Origin of the sequence: Micromonospora sp. NPDC049004 (assembly GCF_040649315.1) — a bacterium.
Taxonomy (GTDB): Bacteria; Actinomycetota; Actinomycetes; order Mycobacteriales; family Micromonosporaceae; genus Micromonospora.
The window spans coordinates 124,562-144,306 of the sequence record NZ_JBEZFG010000004.1; the positions used below are offsets into that span (position 1 = coordinate 124,562).

The 19,745-nt window shown below is 72.3% G+C and carries 20 protein-coding genes; 13 read left to right on the forward strand and 7 right to left on the reverse strand.

Translation table 11 applies throughout. The features are described 5' to 3' along the window. Nucleotides 1–893: 893 nt before the first annotated feature. Nucleotides 894–2,036 carry a geranylgeranyl reductase family protein gene (locus tag AB0B97_RS13920; RefSeq protein ID WP_357493626.1) on the forward strand — a complete coding sequence of 381 codons (1,143 nt, stop codon included), beginning with the start codon at nucleotides 894–896 and terminating at the stop codon, nucleotides 2,034–2,036. 31 nt (nucleotides 2,037–2,067) lie between these two features. Then, a complete protein-coding gene (locus tag AB0B97_RS13925) occupies nucleotides 2,068–2,838 on the forward strand; it encodes an isoprenyl transferase (protein ID WP_234589120.1) in 771 nt (256 codons plus the stop codon). A gap of 28 nt (nucleotides 2,839–2,866) precedes the next feature. Here AB0B97_RS13925 and otsB read toward each other — a convergent pair whose 3' ends face one another. The 3 genes from otsB to AB0B97_RS13940 form a co-directional block, all read right to left on the reverse strand. After that, a complete protein-coding gene (gene otsB / locus AB0B97_RS13930) occupies nucleotides 2,867–3,691 on the reverse strand; it encodes a trehalose-phosphatase (protein WP_234589122.1) in 825 nt (274 codons plus the stop codon). A gap of 67 nt (nucleotides 3,692–3,758) precedes the next feature. Further along, nucleotides 3,759–4,112, reverse strand: a complete 354-nt coding sequence (locus AB0B97_RS13935) for a hypothetical protein (RefSeq protein ID WP_234589124.1) — start codon at nucleotides 4,110–4,112, stop codon at nucleotides 3,759–3,761. 162 nt (nucleotides 4,113–4,274) lie between these two features. Continuing rightward, nucleotides 4,275–4,718, reverse strand: a complete 444-nt coding sequence (locus AB0B97_RS13940; protein WP_204943358.1) for an XRE family transcriptional regulator — start codon at nucleotides 4,716–4,718, stop codon at nucleotides 4,275–4,277. 264 nt (nucleotides 4,719–4,982) lie between these two features. Between AB0B97_RS13940 and AB0B97_RS13945 the strand changes: the two genes are divergently transcribed. The 7 genes from AB0B97_RS13945 (at nucleotide 4,983) to AB0B97_RS13975 (ending at nucleotide 12,002) form a co-directional block, all read left to right on the forward strand. Beyond that, nucleotides 4,983–5,339, forward strand: a complete 357-nt coding sequence (locus tag AB0B97_RS13945; protein WP_234589126.1) for a hypothetical protein — start codon at nucleotides 4,983–4,985, stop codon at nucleotides 5,337–5,339. A 31-nt stretch (nucleotides 5,340–5,370) separates the two neighbouring features. After that, the gene (locus AB0B97_RS13950; RefSeq protein WP_007455629.1) at nucleotides 5,371–5,706 is read left to right on the forward strand and encodes a hypothetical protein; all 336 of its coding nucleotides are present in this window, start codon (nucleotides 5,371–5,373) and stop codon (nucleotides 5,704–5,706) included. A gap of 405 nt (nucleotides 5,707–6,111) precedes the next feature. Further along, the gene (locus AB0B97_RS13955; RefSeq protein ID WP_234589129.1) at nucleotides 6,112–7,527 is read left to right on the forward strand and encodes a PhoH family protein; all 1,416 of its coding nucleotides are present in this window, start codon (nucleotides 6,112–6,114) and stop codon (nucleotides 7,525–7,527) included. 278 nt (nucleotides 7,528–7,805) lie between these two features. Continuing rightward, nucleotides 7,806–8,486: a lytic transglycosylase domain-containing protein gene (locus tag AB0B97_RS13960; protein ID WP_357493630.1), complete on the forward strand. Its 681-nt coding sequence runs from the start codon at nucleotides 7,806–7,808 to the stop codon at nucleotides 8,484–8,486. A 115-nt stretch (nucleotides 8,487–8,601) separates the two neighbouring features. Continuing rightward, complete coding sequence (locus AB0B97_RS13965; RefSeq protein WP_234589133.1) at nucleotides 8,602–9,255, forward strand: rhomboid family intramembrane serine protease; 654 nt, start codon at nucleotides 8,602–8,604, stop codon at nucleotides 9,253–9,255. A gap of 105 nt (nucleotides 9,256–9,360) precedes the next feature. Further along, a complete protein-coding gene (locus tag AB0B97_RS13970; protein WP_234589141.1) occupies nucleotides 9,361–10,329 on the forward strand; it encodes an NAD(P)/FAD-dependent oxidoreductase in 969 nt (322 codons plus the stop codon). 65 nt (nucleotides 10,330–10,394) lie between these two features. After that, the gene (locus tag AB0B97_RS13975; protein WP_357493633.1) at nucleotides 10,395–12,002 is read left to right on the forward strand and encodes a hypothetical protein; all 1,608 of its coding nucleotides are present in this window, start codon (nucleotides 10,395–10,397) and stop codon (nucleotides 12,000–12,002) included. 3 nt (nucleotides 12,003–12,005) lie between these two features. Here the strand turns inward: AB0B97_RS13975 and AB0B97_RS13980 are convergent, their stop codons facing one another. Both AB0B97_RS13980 and glpX read right to left on the reverse strand, forming a co-directional pair. Next, entirely contained in the window at nucleotides 12,006–12,977 is a 972-nt protein-coding gene (locus AB0B97_RS13980; RefSeq protein WP_234589137.1) for a DMT family transporter, read from the reverse strand. After that, on the reverse strand, nucleotides 12,974–14,005 hold the full coding sequence (glpX, locus tag AB0B97_RS13985; RefSeq protein ID WP_234589139.1) for a class II fructose-bisphosphatase: 1,032 nt from the start codon (nucleotides 14,003–14,005) through the stop codon (nucleotides 12,974–12,976). The genes AB0B97_RS13980 and glpX overlap by 4 nt, the downstream gene beginning before the upstream one ends. Before the next feature lie 157 nt (nucleotides 14,006–14,162). Here glpX and AB0B97_RS13990 point away from each other — a divergent pair, with 157 nt between their 5' ends. The 3 genes from AB0B97_RS13990 (at nucleotide 14,163) to AB0B97_RS14000 (ending at nucleotide 17,024) form a co-directional block, all read left to right on the forward strand. Further along, nucleotides 14,163–15,008: a DUF4245 domain-containing protein gene (locus tag AB0B97_RS13990; RefSeq protein WP_357493636.1), complete on the forward strand. Its 846-nt coding sequence runs from the start codon at nucleotides 14,163–14,165 to the stop codon at nucleotides 15,006–15,008. 118 nt (nucleotides 15,009–15,126) lie between these two features. Further along, the gene (locus AB0B97_RS13995; RefSeq protein ID WP_234584124.1) at nucleotides 15,127–15,939 is read left to right on the forward strand and encodes a hypothetical protein; all 813 of its coding nucleotides are present in this window, start codon (nucleotides 15,127–15,129) and stop codon (nucleotides 15,937–15,939) included. Nucleotides 15,940–16,172: 233 nt separating this feature from the next. After that, nucleotides 16,173–17,024 (forward strand): hypothetical protein, encoded by an 852-nt coding sequence (locus AB0B97_RS14000; protein WP_357493638.1) that lies wholly within the window; start codon nucleotides 16,173–16,175, stop codon nucleotides 17,022–17,024. Between the two features lie 43 nt (nucleotides 17,025–17,067). Here the strand turns inward: AB0B97_RS14000 and AB0B97_RS14005 are convergent, their stop codons facing one another. Together AB0B97_RS14005 and xseA are read right to left on the reverse strand one after the other, a co-directional pair. Further along, nucleotides 17,068–17,289 carry an exodeoxyribonuclease VII small subunit gene (locus AB0B97_RS14005; protein ID WP_357493640.1) on the reverse strand — a complete coding sequence of 74 codons (222 nt, stop codon included), beginning with the start codon at nucleotides 17,287–17,289 and terminating at the stop codon, nucleotides 17,068–17,070. 30 nt (nucleotides 17,290–17,319) lie between these two features. After that, nucleotides 17,320–18,570, reverse strand: a complete 1,251-nt coding sequence (xseA, locus tag AB0B97_RS14010; protein ID WP_357493642.1) for an exodeoxyribonuclease VII large subunit — start codon at nucleotides 18,568–18,570, stop codon at nucleotides 17,320–17,322. Nucleotides 18,571–18,653: 83 nt separating this feature from the next. Between xseA and AB0B97_RS14015 the strand changes: the two genes are divergently transcribed. Then, entirely contained in the window at nucleotides 18,654–19,700 is a 1,047-nt protein-coding gene (locus tag AB0B97_RS14015; protein ID WP_357493644.1) for a 4-hydroxy-3-methylbut-2-enyl diphosphate reductase, read from the forward strand. The last annotated feature ends 45 nt before the right edge of the window (nucleotides 19,701–19,745 follow it).

A 19,745-nucleotide genomic window follows, 5' to 3' on the forward strand; every position in this document is an offset into this window, starting at 1 on the left:
GTGTGGGGCTGGCCCTGCGGCTGGCGGGGTTGGCGGGTGTTGTCGTGCTGCGCCGGGTGTGGGGCTGGCCCTGCGGCTGGCGGGGTTGGCGGGTGTTGTCGTGCTGCGCCGGGTGTGGGGCTGGCCCTGCGGCTGGCGGGGTTGGCGGGTGCTGTCGAGCTGCCCCGGATATGGGCCGGCGCTCCGTGGCCCTGCATGGCGCTCCGGCAGTGGGGGAACTGGCGCCCTGGGTGGGCTGCGGGCGCGGCTCCCGGCCATGATCGACTCGGGATCCCCGATATCGGGGTGACCGGGAGTCCTGGACACCCCGATATCGGCGATCCCGAGTCGATCAATGCCTGACGTCGAGCCATCGGAGGCACTCCGCCCCACCAGCGGGGCAGCTCGACAGGGAACGCAGCAGGCGGCCAGGGTGCCGCTCCGGATCCACGGATCCACAGGTCCGCGCGTCCACAGGTCCGCGCGTCCACAGGTCCGCGCGTCCACAGGTCCGCGCGTCCACAGGTCCACAGGTCCGCGCGTCCACAGGTCCGCGCGTCCACAGGTCCGCGCGTCCACAGGTCCGCGCGTCCACAGGTCCGCGCCTCCGCTTTAGGGCCGCCGCTTCGTCGTCGCCCGTTGCGGGCCGCCGGTTGGTGGGCGCGCGAGGGGTGGCCGCCGGTCCGCGGTTGTGGGGTCGAGGGCTTGGGGTGTTGGCTTCGCGGGGTCGTTCGGCTTCGGGGCGGCCCGACCGTGCGGCGGCCGTGCAGCGGCCGTGCGGCAGCGGCGCGGGCGGGCCGCGAGGGGGCAGGATGGCGGGTGATGTCGGTCACCGTGGCCGGTGTCGATGGCCCAGGTGATCGCCGGGCGGGACGGGTACGCGCCGCGCCGCCCCGGTCGGAGGGAGGCGCACGGTGAGCGACGAGTTCGACGTGGTGGTGGTGGGGGCGGGGCCGGCCGGGGCGGCTGCGGCGCTGACGGCGCGCAGGGCGGGCGCCAGTGTGTTGCTGTTGGACCGGGCGGACTTCCCTCGGGACAAGGCCTGCGGCGACGGGATCGCCGCGCACTCGGTGGACGTGCTCGCCGAGCTGGGCGTGACCGAGGCGGTGGCCGGCTACGCCGCGCTGCCCGCGCTGCGGATGGTCTCGCCGGGCGGCCAGGCGGTCGCTCGGGCGCTGCCCCGGCCCGCGTACACGGTGCCTCGGGAGGTCTTCGACGCGCGGCTGGTGGCGGCCGCGGTGGCCGCCGGGGCGCAGTTGCGCCGCCACAACGTCCGGCGGGTCCAGCCGCGCTCCGACCGGGTGGTGCTCGACGGGGAGCTGTCCGGCCGGGTGGTGGTGGGTGCGGACGGCGCCGGGTCGGTGGTGCGCCGGGCACTCGGCCACCCGGTGAACCCCGACCGGCACCTGGCGCTGGCCATCCGGGGGTACGCCCCGGCGCTGCCCGGCCCACCCGAGCAGCTCATCGTCACGTCGAAGGCACGCTGGCCGGCGTACGCCTGGTCGTTCCCGATCGGCGACGGGCGGGCGAACGTCGGGTACGGGGAGGTGCTGCGCGTCGAGCCTCTGAGCCGGGCGTACCTGCTGGACCGGCTGGCCGCGCTGCTGCCCGGCACGGACCTGTCGACGGTGACCGCGCTGCGCGCCCACCACCTGCCGCTGTCCACGCACCGGCCGGCACCGGGCCGGGACCGCACCCTGCTGGCCGGTGACGCCCTGTCGCTGATCAACCCGTTCACCGGGGAGGGCATCTTCTACGCGCTGCTCTCCGGTGCGCTGGCCGGCGCCGCGGCGGCCCGTGCGCCCGAGGCGGCGGCGCGGCGCTACGCCCTCGGTCTGCGTCGTCGCCTCGGCACCCACCTGCGGCACAGCTCGGTCGCCGCGTGGCTGGCACGACGGCGGCGGGTGGTCGACGCGGCGGTCCGGGCGGCCCGCCGGGACGACCGTGTGTTCGACGATGTGGTCGAGCTGGGGCTGGGCGACGGGCGGCTCACCGCCCGTACGCTGGGCATGATCGGCATCGAACTGTCCGGCGGGGATCGGCCTCCGAAGGGGTGATCCCGCTGGCGGGTCGCTACGCTGCTAGGTGATGACGCTGCGGAACCTTATCTACTCCGTGTACGAGCGCCGGCTCACGGCGAAGCTCGCGGGCAAGCCGGTGCCCCGACACGTCGGGGTGATGTGCGACGGCAACCGCCGGTGGGCGAGGGAGATGGGCTTCGTCGACCCCAACGACGGGCACCGGGTCGGCGCGGCGAAGATCAAGCATGTCCTCGGTTGGTGCGACCAGGCCGGCATCGGGCACGTGACCCTCTATCTGCTGGCCACCGACAATCTGCGCCGTCCCGCCAGCGAGTTGGACCCGCTGCTGCAGATCATCGAGGACCTGGTGGTGGAGCTGGCCGAGGAGGGCAACCCCTGGCGGCTGCGTATCGTCGGCGCGCTTGATCTGCTGCCCGCCCAGACGGCGGCGGCGCTCAAGGGCGCCGAGGAGCGCACCCGGGACCGCAGCGGCGGCGCGGAGGTCAACATCGCCGTCGGCTACGGCGGCCGACGGGAGATCACCGACGCGGTCCGTTCGCTGCTGCTGGAGCACGCCGCCTCGGGCGGCACGATCGAGGAGCTGGCCGAGGTGCTGGACGTCGAGCACATCGCCGAGCACCTCTACACCCGCGGCCAGCCCGATCCCGACCTGGTCATCCGCACCAGCGGGGAGCAGCGGCTGTCCGGTTTCATGCTCTGGCAGTCCGCGCACTCGGAGTTCTACTTCTGCGAGCTCAACTGGCCGGATTTCCGGCACATCGACTTCCTGCGCGCGCTGCGCTCGTACGCCACCCGCCAGCGCCGGTACGGCGCCTGAGCCCTGCTGCGGGCGGAGGCGAGCCCGGTCAGGGCAGCCGGGTCAGGGCCCGGGTGAGGAAGTCACCCAGTGCGGCCGGTGACTCGATGGTCAGGTCGGCGGCGTTGGCCACCTCCTGACCGGTCTCCGGGTTGGCCACGGCCACGCAGACGCCGAAGAAGTCCGGGTCCGCCTCGGCGCGGGCACGTAGCGCCGCGAACGCCTTGATGTCCGAGACGTCGTCGCCGAAGTACCAGGCGCCGGTGGCGCCCTGGACCACCTCGCCGATCACCATTCCCTTGTCCCGGTCGACGGGCGGCTTGAGCTCCAGCACCATCCGCCCGGCCTGCACCCGGAGCCCCAGCCGGTCGGCCTGCGCCTGACCCCACTGCTGCACGGTCGCGCCGAGCTGCGGCGCCGTACGCCAGTGCAGCGCGACCGAGAGCCGCTTGAACTCGACGAGCGTGCCGGGTGGCAGTTCCGCCCGGGCCAGGTCGGCCAGCTCGGCCATGGTCGGCACCCACGGCAGGGCGGTGGGCTCGGTGACGGTCTCGCCACCGGAGTGGCTGTGCTCCAGCCCGTAGAGACCGTAGAGGTCGACGCCGCTCAGCTCGCCGAGGCGGTCCCGGAGGAACTCCACGGGCCGCGCGGAGACGATCGCGATCCGCTGCACCATCGGGGCCAGCGCCTCGATCGCGGCGAGGGCGTTGGGTGCGGGGCGGACCGCCGTCGGGTCGTCGTCGACGGGCGCGAGTGTGCCGTCGAAGTCGAAGAAGAGCACGGTCCCCGCCGCCCGGCCGGCAGTGAACTGCCATGCCTGATCGGCGTCCAACGGGGTCCTCGGCTGGTGGTTGCCCAGATTCAACGGTGGCACGCGCGTCAGCGTACCCCGGCGTTGAGGGCTCATTCCTGGCCGAGCACCACCGCTCGGCGGCGCGCGATCAGCGTTCGGCGGCTCCCCGTCCGCGGCGTCCGAATGGCACCACCGCAGCGTCCTGCCCGTGGCTGAGCAGGTAGCCCTCCACGAAGCCGGTGTTGCGGTCCCCGGTGCGGGTCTCGATCTCGTTGAGTCGTGCCACCAGGAACTCGGTGAGTGCGCTGATCCGGTCGTTGAGCCGCTCGTGCAGCTCCGCGACGACGGCCAGGATGACCGCCGTGCCGGCGCTGATGAGGGCGAGAAGGTTGACGGGCAGCGGCAGCTGCCCACCGTTGACCGCGAGGGTCACCACGTTGCCGGTCGCCCACAGTGTCATCGACACCGTGGCGACCACGACTGCCCACCACTTCAGGGTCATGGACAGACCCCTCCTTATGTCCCGCAGGGCTGGGTTCGGCCTTGTCCCGTCCCCCCGCCGATGACGAGCCCAAGCAGTACGAGTACGGACGCTAGCGTGCCCGTTCCGACCCCGGAGCGAAACGAATGAACCTGACCAGGCGTTCTTTCGCCATCTGAGGAACTAGCCTGCCTGATTGCCTCTATTTCGGACATCGACCGGCAACGTTGGGCGGTATGCGAGATATCTGATGGTTTCGCGGATGTGGAACTTCTCCGCGTCCGACACGTTCGGGTCGACGAGGCGGCGCAGCAGAGCCTCCACGTCCGGGTCCATCGGTGGGGCCGGCTGGCCGGCGCGCGGGCCGGTCGCGGTGCGGTCCCAGCCGAGCGCGGCGAAGGCGGCGGCGGGGTTCAGGCCCAGGCCCTCGCAGAAGGCGACGACGCGTTCGGCCTCGGGGTCGCTGGCCCAGTCTCCACGGACCCACCGGTTGATGGTCTGCCGGGAGACGCCGGTACGTCGGGACACCTCGGTGCCGCTCCAGGCCCGCGTCGCCCGCGCCTCGTCGAGGGCACGCCGGACGAAGGTGGCGAAGGCGATCTTTCGCGCATTGGCCGTCTCGGTCACCCCGTGACGGTACGACCAGCCTGGTTCGGGCGTACGCCCAGGCACGCTGCTGTCACGCTGACGTGACGGCTCTCTCGGATTCGTGGTAAACGATCCAGCGCCGCTCTGGAGGGGTGTCACCCGGGCAGAATAGATGCCCGTAGTGGCGAATGTAAGAGGACGAAAAGCTGATACTGTCACGCTCATGGGACAATCTACGGTGTGTCACGTGCATGAGACGACTGGTGCTCACATGCGTCACGCCCCCGGTGCCGAGGGGGTGTGGTGACCGAGCTCGCCACCCGAGCCCAGGCCTTCGGGCTGATCGCCGAGGGAGTGGCCGCGGGGCTGAGTGCCCCGTGGCGCCTCTATCTCGCCCGAGGCTGCCGATACCTGTCGCTGAGCGTGGGCGACCGCACCGAGTGGAACGCCTGGCGTACCCACCTCGGCTGCCCCGAGTTGAGCGTCCGTGTCTACGACGCCGGCGGGGAGATTCGCCGCTCCTCCGTCGCCGAGGTCGTGCTGGACGGCTGCCGGATCAGCGTCGAACTGGTCGAGGAGGTCAGCACCGACGACCTGGACCGGCTGCTGGTCGCGGATCCCACCGCCGACCCCACAGCGGCCGAGCCGGAGGAACGATGACGCGGCGTCCGGGCCGGGCCGGGGCCGCCCGATGAGCCCGTTCCTCGTGGTCTTCCTCGTCCTGGTGCTCGGTGCCACCAGCTACGCGGCTGGTCGGCTGCACGGGCAGCTCAGCTACCGCATCGGCTACCGCTTCGGCTATCGACAGGGCTACTTCGACGGTGACCGGGGCGCCTGGAACCGGCGCCGACGCGACGCCCAGGCGGCGATCGCCTCCGCCCTGTCGGTCTCCTCGGCGGGGGCCGTCCGCTCCGCCGGCACGGTGGCCCGCCCCGGCACCACGTACACCGGCTCGTCGTTCACGGCGCCGGCCGCCCCCATCACGGGGCGGCACCCGACCGGCACGCTCGTTCGACGGACCGGCTGAGCCGGCCGGCGGGCCGCCCCGGGCGGTCCCGCCGACCGGTGCCGAAAAGCGCGGTGCGTCGTCCGCGGCGGACACGCACCGTCGGGGCCACGTCAGACCGGTGACGGTGGCCCCGGCCGGCCGGGATGCGCGCAGGGGGCATGCATCCCGGCCGGCTCGCCGCGCCCCGCTGTCGACCTGGCGGCGCGGTGTTCACAGGGCTGTCTCCGGAGATCCACGATCACGGCACTAGCCGGGACGGTCCGCCGCCGCTAGCGTCTAGGCATGGCACGGGGTTCTCCCGAGCCAGCCGGTCCGCCCGGATCTGCGACCTCGCGCACGGGGTTCCGCATCCGACCCCGTGTCCCCGGGCACCGGACGAGGCGGAACACGGGTGGCCGGGTGCCCATCCGTCGGAGCAGGCCTGTGACGACTCGCCGTACCACCGCCGGTGCCGACCAGATCCCGGCCGCGACTGCCACGACCCGCCGCGCCCCCCGGAGCCGCCGTAGCGCGGCAACCGCGCCGGCTGACCCCAAGGAGCCGCGACCAGCGGGCCAGGCTTTCGTTCTGGACACGTCCGTGCTGTTGTCCGACCCGGCGGCGTTCCACCGATTCGCCGAGCACGAGGTGGTGCTGCCGCTGGTGGTCATCACCGAGCTGGAGGGCAAGCGGCACCACCCGGAGCTGGGCTGGTTCGCCCGGCAGTCGCTGCGCATGCTCGACGAGCTGCGGATCCAGCACGGCCGGCTGGACACGCCCGTGCCCGCCAACGACGCCGGTGGCACGCTGCGGGTGGAGTTGAACCACACCGACGACGGCGTGCTGCCCCCCGGGTTCCGCACCGAGAGCAACGACGCCCGGATCCTCTCCGTGGCGCTCAACCTCGCCGCCGAGGGCCGGGACGTCACCCTGGTCAGCAAGGACATGCCGCTGCGGGTCAAGGCCGCCTCGGTGGGTCTGCGCGCCGACGAGTACCGCCACGGCCAGGCCAGCGACCCGACCTGGACCGGCATGTCCGAGCTGGAGTTGGGCGAGGAGCAGATCTCCGCGCTGTACGCCGGCGACACGCTCGACGTCGACGAGGCGGCGGGTCTGCCCTGCCACACCGGCCTGGTGCTGCACTCGACGCGCGGCTCCGCGTTGGGCCGGGTGCTGCCGGACAAGTCCGTCCGGTTGGTCCGGGGCGACCGGGAGGCGTTCGGCCTGCACGGCCGCTCGGCCGAGCAGCGCGTCGCCCTCGACCTGCTGCTCGACGAGACGATCGGGATCGTCTCGCTGGGTGGGCGGGCCGGCACCGGCAAGTCGGCGTTGGCGCTCTGCGCCGGGCTGGAGGCGGTGATGGAGCGCCGCCGGCACAAGAAGGTGATCGTCTTCCGCCCGCTGTACGCCGTCGGCGGCCAGGAGCTGGGCTACCTGCCCGGGTCGGAGTCGGAGAAGATGTCGCCGTGGGCCCAGGCGGTCTTCGACACGCTCGGCGCGGTGGTGCACGAGAACGTGCTGGAGGAGGTCACCTCGCGGGGCATCCTGGAGGTGCTGCCGCTGACCCACATCCGGGGGCGCAGCCTGCACGACGCCTTCGTGATCGTGGACGAGGCCCAGTCGCTGGAGCGTGGCGTGCTGCTGACCGTGCTCTCCCGGATCGGGCAGGGCTCCCGGGTGGTGCTCACCCACGACGTCGCCCAGCGGGACAATCTGCGGGTCGGCCGACATGACGGCGTGACCGCGGTGATCGAGGCGTTGAAGGGCCATCCCCTCTTCGCCCATGTCACGCTCAGCCGGTCGGAGCGGTCGCCGATCGCCGCGATGGTGACCGACCTCTTGGAGGACATCCCACTGTGATGGGGGTTTTGTAGGCTTTCGTCCAGATTTTCTGTGTGGTGCAGATCACAAACAGGCCGGTTGGTTTCCCATCAGCCTCACTGTGCGCGATCGTGTCCCACGAGCGCCCACGCACCACAGGCATCGTTGGTGATCGTTCGTCCAGGCTCTGGACGGCATCGGTGACGGTCGGTGCGTCGGCGCGACCGGCTCACCGGTCGGGGCGCTCACGGCACGGCTGAGGGCCCACCTGGCCTGGCGCCGCGTCGTGTCCTTGCCCCCAACGAAGGGACCACTTCGTGAGTCGGCTGTGGAGCCGGTTGGGCGCCCGTACGGCCGCTGTCGCGCTGCTCTCCGTGGGCGTGGCCGGTGGCTTCTATCTGGGCCAAGACCGGGAAACCCAGCAACAGGGTCTGACCGCGCAGGAGAGCGTCGAGGTCGATCGGATCGACTTCGCCTACCAGCGCGAGCGCCAGGCCAGCCACCAGATCGCGTTCGCCCGGCAGCGGGCCGCCGAGTACCAGGCCAAGCTGCGGGCGGCGGAGGCCGCCAAGGAGGCCGCCGAGCGGGCCCGCCGCGCCGAGGCCGCCGCGGCGTCGCGCAAGCGTGAGCGCGAGGCCGCCGCCAAGGAGGTCACCAAGCCGTACGAGGGGCCGATTCCGGCGTCCTGCGCCGAGTACAGCGGCAACCGCAAGATCGGCTGCGCGCTGATGCTCGAAGCGGGCTTCGGCATCGCCGAGTTCCCCTGCCTGGAGAAGCTCTGGACCAAGGAGAGCGGCTGGAACCACAAGGCCAGCAACTCCTCCTCCGGCGCGTACGGCATCCCGCAGTCGTTGCCGGGCAGCAAGATGGGCTCGATCGCCGACGACTGGCGGACGAACCCGGCCACCCAGATCAAGTGGGGGCTGGGCTACATCAAGGGCCGGTACAAGACGCCCTGTGGCGCCTGGAGCAACTTCCAGAACAACGGCAACTACTGACGTCGTCGAACGGCGGGGCGGGTGGGCGACCACCCGCCCCGCCGTCGCGCGTACGACAGGCAGGCGAGCGGGACGCGAGTGGCGGCCGGCCCCTTTTGCTGATAGCAGTTGGGGGGTGAGCCTGCAGCCGCCAAGCGGCGACCCCTACCGGTTCGGCACCGAGGCGTTCTACGCCGCGCTCGGCCGGGCCTTCGTCGCCATGTGCGCGGTGGTCCCGTTCCTCTTCCTCATCGAGGCCGTCGACCAGGGGCTCGCGTTCGGCCTGGACGCGACGGCCGGCATCATCCCGCACCGCATCGACGGCCTGGACGGCGTCTTCTTCTCGCCGTTCCTGCATCACGGCTTCGACCACCTCTACAGCAACAGCATCCCGCTGATCCTGTTGGGCACCTTCGTGCTGGCCGCGGGCGCCCGCCGGTTCCTCTGGTCGACCCTGATCATCATCCTGGTCAGCGGGCTCGGGGTCTGGTTCACCGGCTCGCCCAACTCGGTGGTGGTCGGCGCCAGCGGGGTGATCTTCGGTTACCTGGGCATCCTGCTCACCCGGGGCATCGTCGAACGCAGTTGGTGGAACTTCGCCGTCTTCCTGCTCGTCGGTCTGCTCTACGGCTGGCAACTGGTCGGCATCCTCCCCACCGACGAGCGGATCTCCTGGCAGGGCCACCTGTTTGGGCTGCTCGGCGGCGTGGTGGCGGCGATCCTGTTCCGCCGTCGCCGCCCGGCCGTGGACGGCCCGGACTACTCGGGCTCCCCCCTCAGCCTGCCCTGACCTGCTCCTCGGCACGCCCCTGGGACATGCTTGCCCGACCGCTGTGCCCCGCCTACCGTCGAGATCAGCACGCGTTGATCCGTGAGCGGAAAGCGACGGTACGCCATGCGCGAGGTCGATGTCGCCGTGATCGGGGCCGGTCCAGCCGGCCTCTTCGCCGCGTACTACGCCGGGTTCCGAGGGTTGTCCGTGGCGGTGATCGACGCGCTTCCGGAGCCGGGCGGCCAGGTCACCGCCATGTATCCGGAGAAGTTGATCCTCGACGTGGCCGGCTTTCCCGCCGTGAAGGGCCGCGACCTGGTCGCCAACCTGGTCGCCCAGGCGGCGCCGTTCGGCCCGCAGTACCTGCTCGGCACGAGGGCCGAGAAGCTGTCGTACGCCGATGACCGGCCCGTGCTCGGCCTGGCCGGCGGCGAGCAGCTCGCCTGCGGCGCGGTAGTGGTCACCGGCGGGCTCGGCAGCTTCAGCCCACGGCCGCTGCCCTGCGCCGACGGCGCTCCCGGTGCCGGCATCGTCTACTTCGTCACCGACCCGGCCGAGCTGACCGACCGGGACGTGCTCATCGTCGGCGGCGGCGACTCGGCCTTCGACTGGGCGCTGGCCCTGCAACCGCTGGCCCGCTCGGTGACGCTGGTGCACCGGCGGGAGAAGTTCCGGGCGCACGCCTCGACTGTCGCCCGGGTGTTGTCGCTGCCGGTGCGGGTGGTGGTCAACGCCGAGGTCACCCGCCTGATCGGCGATGCCACGGTGACCGGCGCCGAGGTGACCGTACGCGGCGGCGCGGCCGAGACCCTTCCGGTGGACACTGTCGTCGCCGCTCTCGGCTTCACCGCCGACCTGGGCCCGCTCGCCGAATGGGGCCTCCAGCTGGACCGCCGGCACATCCTGGTGGACAGCGCCATGGCGACGAACCTGCCCCGGGTCTTCGCGGCCGGCGACATCACCGAGTACCCGGGCAAGGTGCGGCTCATCGCCACCGGCTTCGGCGAGGCCGCGACGGCGGTCAACAACGCGGCGGTGGCCATCGACCCGGCCGCCCACCTGTTCCCCGGGCACTCCTCCGACGCCGGCTGACCGTCGGTATCGGACACACACCGCCGCGTGTCCGGACCGAGACGCGCCGGGCCGATCCTGAGGGGATGACGGGGCCCGAGACATCGCGTGACGGCGCTCCCACGACACTGTCGTGGCTCTGCCACCCGGCCACCGTGGTGGCCCTGGTGGTGCTGGTGGTCAACGACCGCATGCTGAAGGCGGCGTTTCCCGGCCTGCTCACCGGCAAGCTGAGTGACGTCGCGGGTCTGGTGCTCGCGCCGCCGCTGGTGGCGGTGCTGCTCACGCTGCTCGCGCCGCGCCTGCCGGCCCGGGCGGCCGCGCTGGTCGGCCTGGTCGCGGTGGGCGCCGGGTTCGCGCTGGTGAAATCCAGTGGGTACGCCGCTGAGCTGGCCTCCTCGGCCTGGACCGCGCTGGCCGGGCCGTCACTGGTACGAGCCGACTGGACCGATCTGCTCACCCTGCCGGCGCTCGGCCTGGCCGGGTGGAGTTGGACCCGGGCCCGGCGGCGACCGGTGCGTCAGCGCGCGGCCCGGCTGGTGCGGCTGCTGGTCGTGCTGCCGCCGGCGGTGCTGGCGGTGGCCGCCACCAGCGCTGTCCACTACCCGTACGCGCTCGGCACCACGACGCTCGACGGCCGCCCGGCGATCTCGATCGGCTCCGGCTTTCAGGATCCGTACATGCCGGACAAGCCGGCCGACGGCCGTTGGCGGGTCAGCGAGGACGGCGCGACCACCTGGCGAGAGTCCACCGACAACGAGGAGGCCCGGCTGGACGGTCTGGACTCCCCGCGCCAGCAGGCGTGTGCGCCGGACGACCCGCGACGCTGCTACCGGGTGGCCGCCGGGCACCTGCGGGTGGAGCAGAGCGACGACGCCGGCATGACCTGGCAGGTTGCCTGGGAGGTGGCGGACGCCCGGCGTGACGAGTTGGCCCGCCGGTACGACGACCCGGGTGACTTTCGCCGGCACTTCTCATCTCGCGAACTCGTCGTCTACCCGCACGCCGGGGGCGGCCACGAGGTGCTGGTCGCCAACGGCCGGGACGGATTCGTACGCCGCCTGTCGGACGGCGGGTGGCGGCGCGAGGGCTTTCTCAGCCTCCAGTCGTACATGGCTGACACGCCCGAACTGCCCGACGTGTACGACGGCGGGCGGGTCCAGCGCGCGATCGACGTGTGGCTCGCGCTCGCGCTCGCGTTGCTGCTCGGCTGCGCGGTCACCGTGGTCGCCGGTCATCTGGCGATCCGACGTGGTGGCGGCGGTCGCGGTTGGGGGATCGCCGGGGCCCTCACGCTCCTGCTGGCCGGGCTCGTGTTGAACGCTTCCTGGTCCCAGGTCGACGGCACCGGCGTGGTCACCGTGCTGGTCGTCGTGCCATTGGGCGCGGTGGCGGTGGCGGTGCTGCTGCTCGTACCGTGGCTCGGCCCCGCACCAGGTCGTTGGGTGCTGTGGACCGTGGGCAGCTTCCTGCTCACGATGGTCCTGGCCGGGCTGCCGATGGTCGGCTGGCTCAACGGGACCCCGGAACAGGCCTGGGTCGCGGTCCCGCTGGCCCTGCTGGCCACCGTGCCGGGACTGCTGCTGGCCGTCCGGCTCGCCAGCCTGGCCGACCCGACCCGCGAGGAGAACCGGCGCGACACGCCGCCCTACCCGCCGTACCAACCCCTGCCGCCGCGAGTGCCGCTGCGCTGACGGTCAGCGGCGGGCCGGTGGTGCCAGCGCGGCGATCAGCACGGCCACCATGGTCAGCGCGGCCCCGAGCAGGGTGTTCACACCAGGGTGTGAGGCCGCCGTGGGCAGCACCAGGTCCAGCAGGACCGCCCCCACGATCTGGCCGGCGATGGTGGCCAGGCCGAGCAGCAGCACACCGGTGAACCGCACGATCGCTGCGGCGATGGCGATGAACACGATGCCGATCGGGCCGCCCAGGTAGAGCCACGGCTCGCTCGGCAGGTGGCCGGTCGGCCACCCTCGTACGGCGACGTCGATCGCGAACGCGACGAGCAGGGTGGCCGTGCCGACGGCGAAGTTGACGAGCGTGGCGGTCAACGCGCTGCCGGCAGCCGCCCGGACCCGCCCGTTGACCGCCTGCTGCCAGGCCGTGCCCACCCCGGCGACCAGGGGCAGGAGGGCCAGCGCCAGCGCGCCCGGAGCACTGAGCCGGTCGCCGACCGCCAGGCCGACCGCCAGCACGGTGAGGACCGCGCCGGCCAGCCGTTGCCGGGTGACCGGCTGCCGGCCGGTCGGCCCGATGCCGGCGCGGTCCACGGCGAGGCTGCTGCCGGACTGGCCGGCGACCACGGCCACGGTGAAGACCGCCACGCCCAACGTGCCGATGGTGAGGCCCTGGGAGGCCACCAGGAACGCGCCGCACATCCCGCCCAGGCACTGCCACGGTCGCAGCGCGCCCGCCGCGAGGGCACGACGCAGCGCGACCAGCCCCCGTCGCCCGCCGGGGGTGGCGGGCACCAGCACCAGCAGCACCACCAGACCCAGCCCGAACGAGACCACCGCGGCGGCGAACCCGTCGGCCAGGCGTACGCCCAGCTCGCCGTTGATCCGGGACTGCACCGCCACCGCGACTCCGGAGAACGACGCCAACGCGACACCGGCGATCCGGCGGGTCGCGGAGAGGGCCTGCGGCGTCGCGGCGTCGGTGGCGATCACTCCTGCTCGGCCAGCGGACGACCGTCGAAGTCGACAGCGGAGTAGAGCGCCAGCTTCTCCAGCCGGTGGTACGAGTCGATCACCCGGATGGTGCCGCTCTTGGAGCGCATCACGATCGACTGGGTGTACGCGCCGCCGGCCCGGTACCGCACCCCGCGCAGCAGGTCCCCGGAGGTGACCCCGGTCGCCACGAAGAAGCAGTTGTCCCCGGTCACCAGATCGTCGGTGCCGAGCACCCGGTCCAGGTCGTGCCCGGCGGCGAGTGCCTTCTCCCGCTCCTCGTCGTCGCGCGGCCACAGCTTGGCCTGCATCGCCCCGCCCATGCACTTCAGCGCGCAGGCCGAGATGATGCCCTCGGGGGTGCCGCCGATGCCCATCAGCACGTCGACGTCCGACTCGCCGCGGGCCGCCGCGATGGAGCCGGCGATGTCGCCGTCGGAGATGAACCGGATGCCCGCCCCGGTCCGGCGGATCTGGCTGACCAGGTCGTCGTGGCGGCTGCGGTCGAGCACGCAGACCGTCACCTCGGACACATCGGTGCCCTTGACCTTGGCGATCCGGCGCACGTTCTCGGCGACCCCGGCGTTGATGTCGATCACATCCGCGTACGCGGGACCGACGGCGAGCTTCTCCATGTAGAAGACCGCGCTCGGGTCGAACATGGCGCCCCGCTCGGAGACGGCGAGCACCGCCACCGCGTTCGGCATGCCCTTGCTCATCAGGGTGGTGCCGTCGACCGGGTCGACCGCGACGTCCACCTCGGGGCCGGTGCCGTCGCCGACGTGTTCGCCGTTGAAGAGCATCGGGGCGTTGTCCTTCTCGCCCTCGCCGATCACCACGACGCCGCGCATCTGGATGGAGTTGATCAGCTTGCGCATGGCGTCGACGGCGGCGCCGTCGCCGCCCTCCTTGTCGCCCCGGCCGACCCAGCGGCCGGCTGCCATCGCCGCGGCCTCGGTGACCCGGACCAGGTCGAGGGCCAGGTTACGGTCGAGATCCTGTGGGATCCGCGTCCTGGTGTTCGTCATGACGGCTGCTCCTCCTCGCGACGGTGCGGGGACGGCCGGCGGCGGAGCGGTCCCGCGCCGGCTTTGTCGCTGATCCTCACACGATGGCCGACCGGGCGTCGGCGCGGGGCGGTGATGGGCCGGATACCGCCGGTCGGGCGGCTGCGAAGATAGCAGGGTGGAACCCGCACAGCCTGCCGACCGCGTACCCGCCGACCGCACGCCGCCCGGTGGCCAGCCGCCGGTCGACCAACCCGCCGGCGCCGAGCCCGCCGCGACCGGGCCGACGACGCCGGGTACCGGCGAGCCGGCCCTCGTCGCCGGTGAGTCGTCTCCGGCTGCCGACGAGCCGGCCCTCGTCGCCGGTGAGCGGGCGCCGGCTGCTGGTGAGCCGTCGCCGGACCCGTCGCCGCGGCCTTCGGTCGCCCGGCCGGGTGCGGCCGCCGGTGGGCCCGGCGACGCCACGGGGACCGGTGAGCGGTCCGCGCCGCCGCCACGGGTGGCCGCGGCGGCGACCAAGGCCGAGCGGTCGCCCAAGGACATGGCGATCTCGCTGCTGGTGCTGCTGATCCCGATCGCGCTGCTGCTGGCGTTCTACCGGGGTTTCCTCGGCGGCGATCAGGCCACCACTGTCGATGCGGCCCCGGCGATCGAGCAGGCGCGGTCGGCGAACACCTTCCCGGTCAGCGAGCCGCAGGGGCTCGGCTCCGGCTGGCGTACGGTCAGCGCCCGCTACCAGACCGTCGAGGGCGGCGCGAACCTGCGGATCGGCTACCTCACGCCGGAGGGGCGGGGTGTCCAGCTGCTGCAGAGCAACGTGCCGGCGGAAAAACTGCTCCCCGCCGAGCTGACCGACCAGAGTCAGCCGCAGGGCCCGACGGAGCTGGCCGGGCGCACCTGGCAGCGCTACACGGCCCGGGGGAACCAGCAGGCGCTGGTGCTGCTGGAACCGGCCCGCACGGTGCTCGTCGTCGGTGACGCCCGGGACAACGAGCTGCGCGAACTCGCCGGCGCGCTGCGCTGACAGTCCGACATCGATACGCCCCCCGCGACGCTGGGGGCGTATCCGTTACGCTCCCTCGGCTCGGTCCGGTCCGCACACTGCGGCCGGGCCATGTCCATCTTCGTGAAGTGAGATCTCAGTGAACATTCGACGGTGGAGCTTCGGCTTCCTCGCCGCCGCCCTGCTCATCCCCGGCCTGGCCGCGTGCAAGTCCGACGCTGCCGAGCCGGCCGCTGCACCCAGCCCGTCCGCGCCGGCGGTGCCGGCCGACCCGAAGGAGGCGCTGCTCGCCTCCACGAAGGAGGCGGCCAAGGGCGACTTCACCTTCACCCTGACGGGCGCCGACCTGACCGGCGGCGGCCTGGTGCACAAGCCCAGCAACAGCGCGCAGCTGACCATGAAGCTGGGTGACGCCTCCCAGGACGTGTCGATGGAGATGGACCTCATCTACATCGACTCGGAGAGCTGGGTGAAGATGGACATCGGCGGTGCCATGGCCGCCATGGTCCCCGAGCTGGCGAAGAACAAGGGCAAGTACCAGCACCTCGACAAGACCAAGGTCAAGGGCATCAAGGACCTCCAGCTCGACCCGGAGACGCTCGACCCGATCGACAGCGAGACGCTGGTCAAGGGCGTGACCGACGTGCAGAAGACCGGCGAGGGCACGTACGCCGGCAAGATCGACATCAGTGCCTCCACCGACTCGGTCGCCCTCGACGAGGACGTCGTCACCGCGCTGGGCGCGCAGGCCAAGGCGCTGCCGTTCACCGCCAAGCTGGACCCGCAGGGCCGCCTCACCGAGCTGGTCATCTCGGTGCCGGCCGCCGGCGAGACCGCCGCGCACGACGTCAAGATCGCGTACTCGGGCTACGGCACCGGCACCGGCGCGAAGAAGCCGTCGGCGGACAAGGTCGTCGAGGCTTCGGCCGAGACGTACGAGATGTTCAAGTAGGTCGGCACGACGGATCGGGGTGGCCCTGGGCCACCCCGATCCTGCATTTCGGGGCAGGTTGGCGCGAGCAACCGGACGATAAGGGTGATTGTTCGACGCGTCGACGGGGAACAAAGAGGGAGTGATCCGGGCGTGCCGCTCGTCCCGGATCGCGCGACGTGGCCGAAGGGCTGCCGCGTCGCCCGGTTTCCGGCGCCGACCAGGTCGTCGGGTGACCCCCTTGGGAGACACGTATGACTGTTCGACGACTCGGTGCCGGCCTGGTAGCCGCCGCCCTGTTCACGCCCGCCCTGGCCGCCTGCGCCGGCGGTACCACCGGCACCGCCGGATCGACCGCGTCCCCCACGGTGAGCGCGTCCGGCGTGCCCAGCGCGTCCGGCGGCACGCCGGTGGCCGGCGACGCCAAGCAGGCGCTGCTGGATTCCACCAAGGAGATCAGCAACGGCAACTTCCGGTTCAGCCTCTCCGGCGCCGGCTCGGTCGCCGAAGGGCTGGTGCACCAGCCGAGTCAGAGTGCCGCGATGAAGATCTCCATCGGCGGCCCCTCCTCCGACCTGGCGATGAAGCTCGACGTGATCCACTTCAAGCCGGACAGCTGGGTGAAGCTGGAGCTGACCGGCCCCACCGCCGACAGCCTGCCCGCCATCAAGCAGCTCAACCTCGGCAAGTACCAGCACCTCGACCAGGCCCGCATCAAGGGCAACAAGAACCTCGGCTTCGACTTCGAGAAGGTCGACCCGGCCGGCAGCGCCGTGCTGACCCAGGGCATCACCGAGGTCCGCAGCACCGGCACCGGCACGTACGCCGGCACCATCGACGTCACCAAGGCCGCCGAGGCCGGTTCGCTGAACGCCGCCACGATCGCCGCGTTGGGCACCCAGGCCAAGACGGTTCCGTTCACCGCGAAGGTCGACCCGCAGGGCCGGCTCAGCGAGCTGGTGCTGCAACTCCCGGCCGCCGGGCAGACCGCCGCCCAGGAGATCAAGATGACGTACTCCGACTACGGCTCCGCCACCGCCGCGCAGAAGCCGCCGGCGGACCAGGTCGTCGAGGCGCCGGCCGAGCTCTACAGCCTGTTCAGCTGACCGTCGTACGCGGGTGGGGCGGCTCCGGCCGCCCCATCGGTGATCAGGACGCGGGGTCCTGCCGGGCGGCGTCGATCCGCGCCCGAGCGCCGTCCAGCCAGCGCTGGCAGATCACCGCCAGCCCCTCGCCGCGCTCCCACAGCGCCAGCGACTCCTCCAGGGACGTGCCGCCGGCCTCCAGCCGCTCGACCACCGAGGCCAGTTCGGCGCGGGCCTGCTCGTAGCTGAGCCGCTCGTCCGGCCCGGCCTTCGTGTCGTCAGTCATCGCGTCCATCTCAGCACACCCCTGTCCGGGTCACCGCGTCGCCACTGCGCCGTCGACAGTCGCGGCGAGCTCACCGTCGGCGAGGCGGACCCGCAGCGGGTCACCCTTGGCGACCTCGGCCGCCGCCCGCACCACGTGCCCGTCGGCGCGTTGCACGATCGCGTACCCCCGGTCGAGGGTGGCGGCGGGGGACAGGGCGCGCAGCCGGGCCACTGTGTGCCGCAGGTCGTCGCCGGCGCCGGCGAGCCGGTGGTCCAGGCAGCGGCCGGCGCGCTGGCGCAGCGCGGCCAGCTCGGTCGCGCGCTGCTCCACCATCACCTGCGGCCGGGCCAGCACCGGCCGGGACCGCAGACTGTCGAGACGGTGGGACTCCCGGTCGACCAGGTTGCGGACCGCCCGCTCGAGCCGGTGCCGGGCCTGGCCGATGAGGCGTACCTCCTCGGTGAGGTCGGGGACCACCCGCTTGGCCGCGTCGGTCGGGGTGGAGGCCCGCAGGTCGGCGACGTAGTCGATCAGCGGCGCGTCCGTCTCGTGGCCGATCGCGCTGACCACCGGCGTACGGCAGCCGAACACGGCCCGGCAGAGCGCCTCGTCGGAGAAGGGCAGCAGATCCTCGATGCCGCCACCGCCCCGCGCGATGATGATCACATCGATGCTCGGGTCGGCGTCCAGGACCTTGAGCGCGTCGACGATCTGCGGCACGGCGGACGGGCCCTGTACTGCCACGTTCACCGTCCGGAACTCCACGGCCGGCCAGCGTCGACGGGCGTTGGTCAGCACGTCCCGCTCGGCGGCCGACGCGCGACCGGTGATCAGCCCGATCCGGCCGGGCAGGAACGGCAGCCGGCGCTTGCGCGCCCGGTCGAACAACCCCTCGGCGGCGAGCAGCTTCTTGAGCTTCTCCAGCCGGGCCAGCAGCTCACCGAGCCCCACCTGCCGGATCTCGTCGGCGCGCAGGCTCAGCGTGCCCCGGGCGGCGTAGAACTCCGGCTTGGCGTGCAGCACCACGCGGGCGCCCTCGCGCAGCTCCGGCGCCCCGGCGTCCAGCACGTCGCGGTTGGTGGTGACGGTCAGGCTCAGGTCGGCGGACGGGTCACGCAGGGTCAGAAAGACAGTGGTGGCCCCGGGGCGGCGGCTGATCTGCGCGACCTGCCCGTCCACCCACACCCAGCCGAGCTTGGCGATCCACGCCCCGACCTTCTGCGAAACGACCCGAACCGGCCAAGGCTCCTCCGCGCTACTGGCCCCGCCGCTCCCCGCTCGCGCCCCACCCTCAGTCACCCGCCCACCCTACGACCCAGCCCATCTGGACCGTCGATCATGAAGTTGTCGCCTCCGTGCCGGCGTGTCGGGGCAACAACTTCATGATCAGCGCAGAGTGGGGGGTGGGGTCGTCGCCCGGTGCCGGTAGGAGAGCCGGCACGTACGATGGGGGGGTGACTGATCTCCGGACCGGCAAGCGCGTGCTCCTGGCCAAGCCCCGTGGCTACTGCGCGGGTGTGGATCGCGCCGTGCAGACCGTCGAGGAGGCGCTGAAGCTCTACGGCGCCCCGATCTACGTGCGTAAGCAGATCGTGCACAACAAGCACGTCGTGCAGACGCTGGAGGCCCAGGGCGCGATCTTCGTGGAGGAGAACGAGGAGGTGCCCGAGGGCGCCACAGTCATCTTCTCGGCGCACGGCGTGGCGCCCGAGGTCTACGAGCAGGCACGGGAGCGCTCGTTGAAGGCCATCGACGCCACCTGCCCGCTGGTCACCAAGGTGCACCAGGAGGCGAAGCGCTTCGCCGCCGAGGACTACGACATTCTGCTGATCGGCCACGAGGGGCACGAGGAGGTCATCGGCACCGCCGGTGAGGCTCCCGCGCACATCCAGCTCGTGGACGGCCCGGACGGCGTCGACAAGATCACCGTTCGCGACCCGGAGAAGGTCGTCTGGCTCTCCCAGACCACGCTCTCGGTGGACGAGACGCTGGAGACCGTCGCCCGGCTCAAGACCCGGCTGCCGCTGCTGCAGTCCCCGCCCAGCGACGACATCTGCTACGCCACGTCCAACCGGCAGCACGTCGTCAAGGAGATCGCCCCCGAGTGCGACGTGGTGATCGTCGTCGGCTCGACGAACTCCTCCAACTCGGTCCGGCTGGTCGAGGTTGCCCTGGACGCCGGCGCCCGCGCCGGTCACCTGGTCGACTTCGCCCACGAGATCGACGACGCCTGGCTGGCCGACGCCCGCACGGTCGGGGTGTCCTCCGGGGCCAGCGTCCCGGAGGACCTGGTCAACGATGTGCTGACGCACCTGGCCGCACGCGGGTTCGACGACGTGGAGGAGATCACCACCGCCAACGAGCGGCTGACCTTCTCGCTTCCGCAGGAGCTGAAGCGGGACATGAAGGCCGCCGCGAGCCGCGGCTGAGCACGTTCGGGCGCCGGGGCACGCCGTGCCGCGGTGCCGCCGGTG

Bases quoted from the DNA above. Each gene is read 5' to 3' on its own strand.
- AB0B97_RS13970 (WP_234589141.1), top strand. From the start codon at position 9,361: ATGCGCGAGGTCGATGTCGCCGTGATCGGGGCCGGTCCAGCCGGCCTC.
- glpX (WP_234589139.1), bottom strand. From the start codon at position 14,005: ATGACGAACACCAGGACGCGGATCCCACAGGATCTCGACCGTAACCTG.
- AB0B97_RS14015 (WP_357493644.1), top strand. From the start codon at position 18,654: ATGATCAGCGCAGAGTGGGGGGTGGGGTCGTCGCCCGGTGCCGGTAGG.
- AB0B97_RS13935 (WP_234589124.1), bottom strand. From the start codon at position 4,112: ATGACCCTGAAGTGGTGGGCAGTCGTGGTCGCCACGGTGTCGATGACA.
- AB0B97_RS13950 (WP_007455629.1), top strand. From the start codon at position 5,371: ATGAGCCCGTTCCTCGTGGTCTTCCTCGTCCTGGTGCTCGGTGCCACC.
- AB0B97_RS14000 (WP_357493638.1), top strand. From the start codon at position 16,173: ATGACTGTTCGACGACTCGGTGCCGGCCTGGTAGCCGCCGCCCTGTTC.
- AB0B97_RS14005 (WP_357493640.1), bottom strand. From the start codon at position 17,289: ATGACTGACGACACGAAGGCCGGGCCGGACGAGCGGCTCAGCTACGAG.
- AB0B97_RS13925 (WP_234589120.1), top strand. From the start codon at position 2,068: ATGACGCTGCGGAACCTTATCTACTCCGTGTACGAGCGCCGGCTCACG.
- AB0B97_RS13975 (WP_357493633.1), top strand. From the start codon at position 10,395: ATGACGGGGCCCGAGACATCGCGTGACGGCGCTCCCACGACACTGTCG.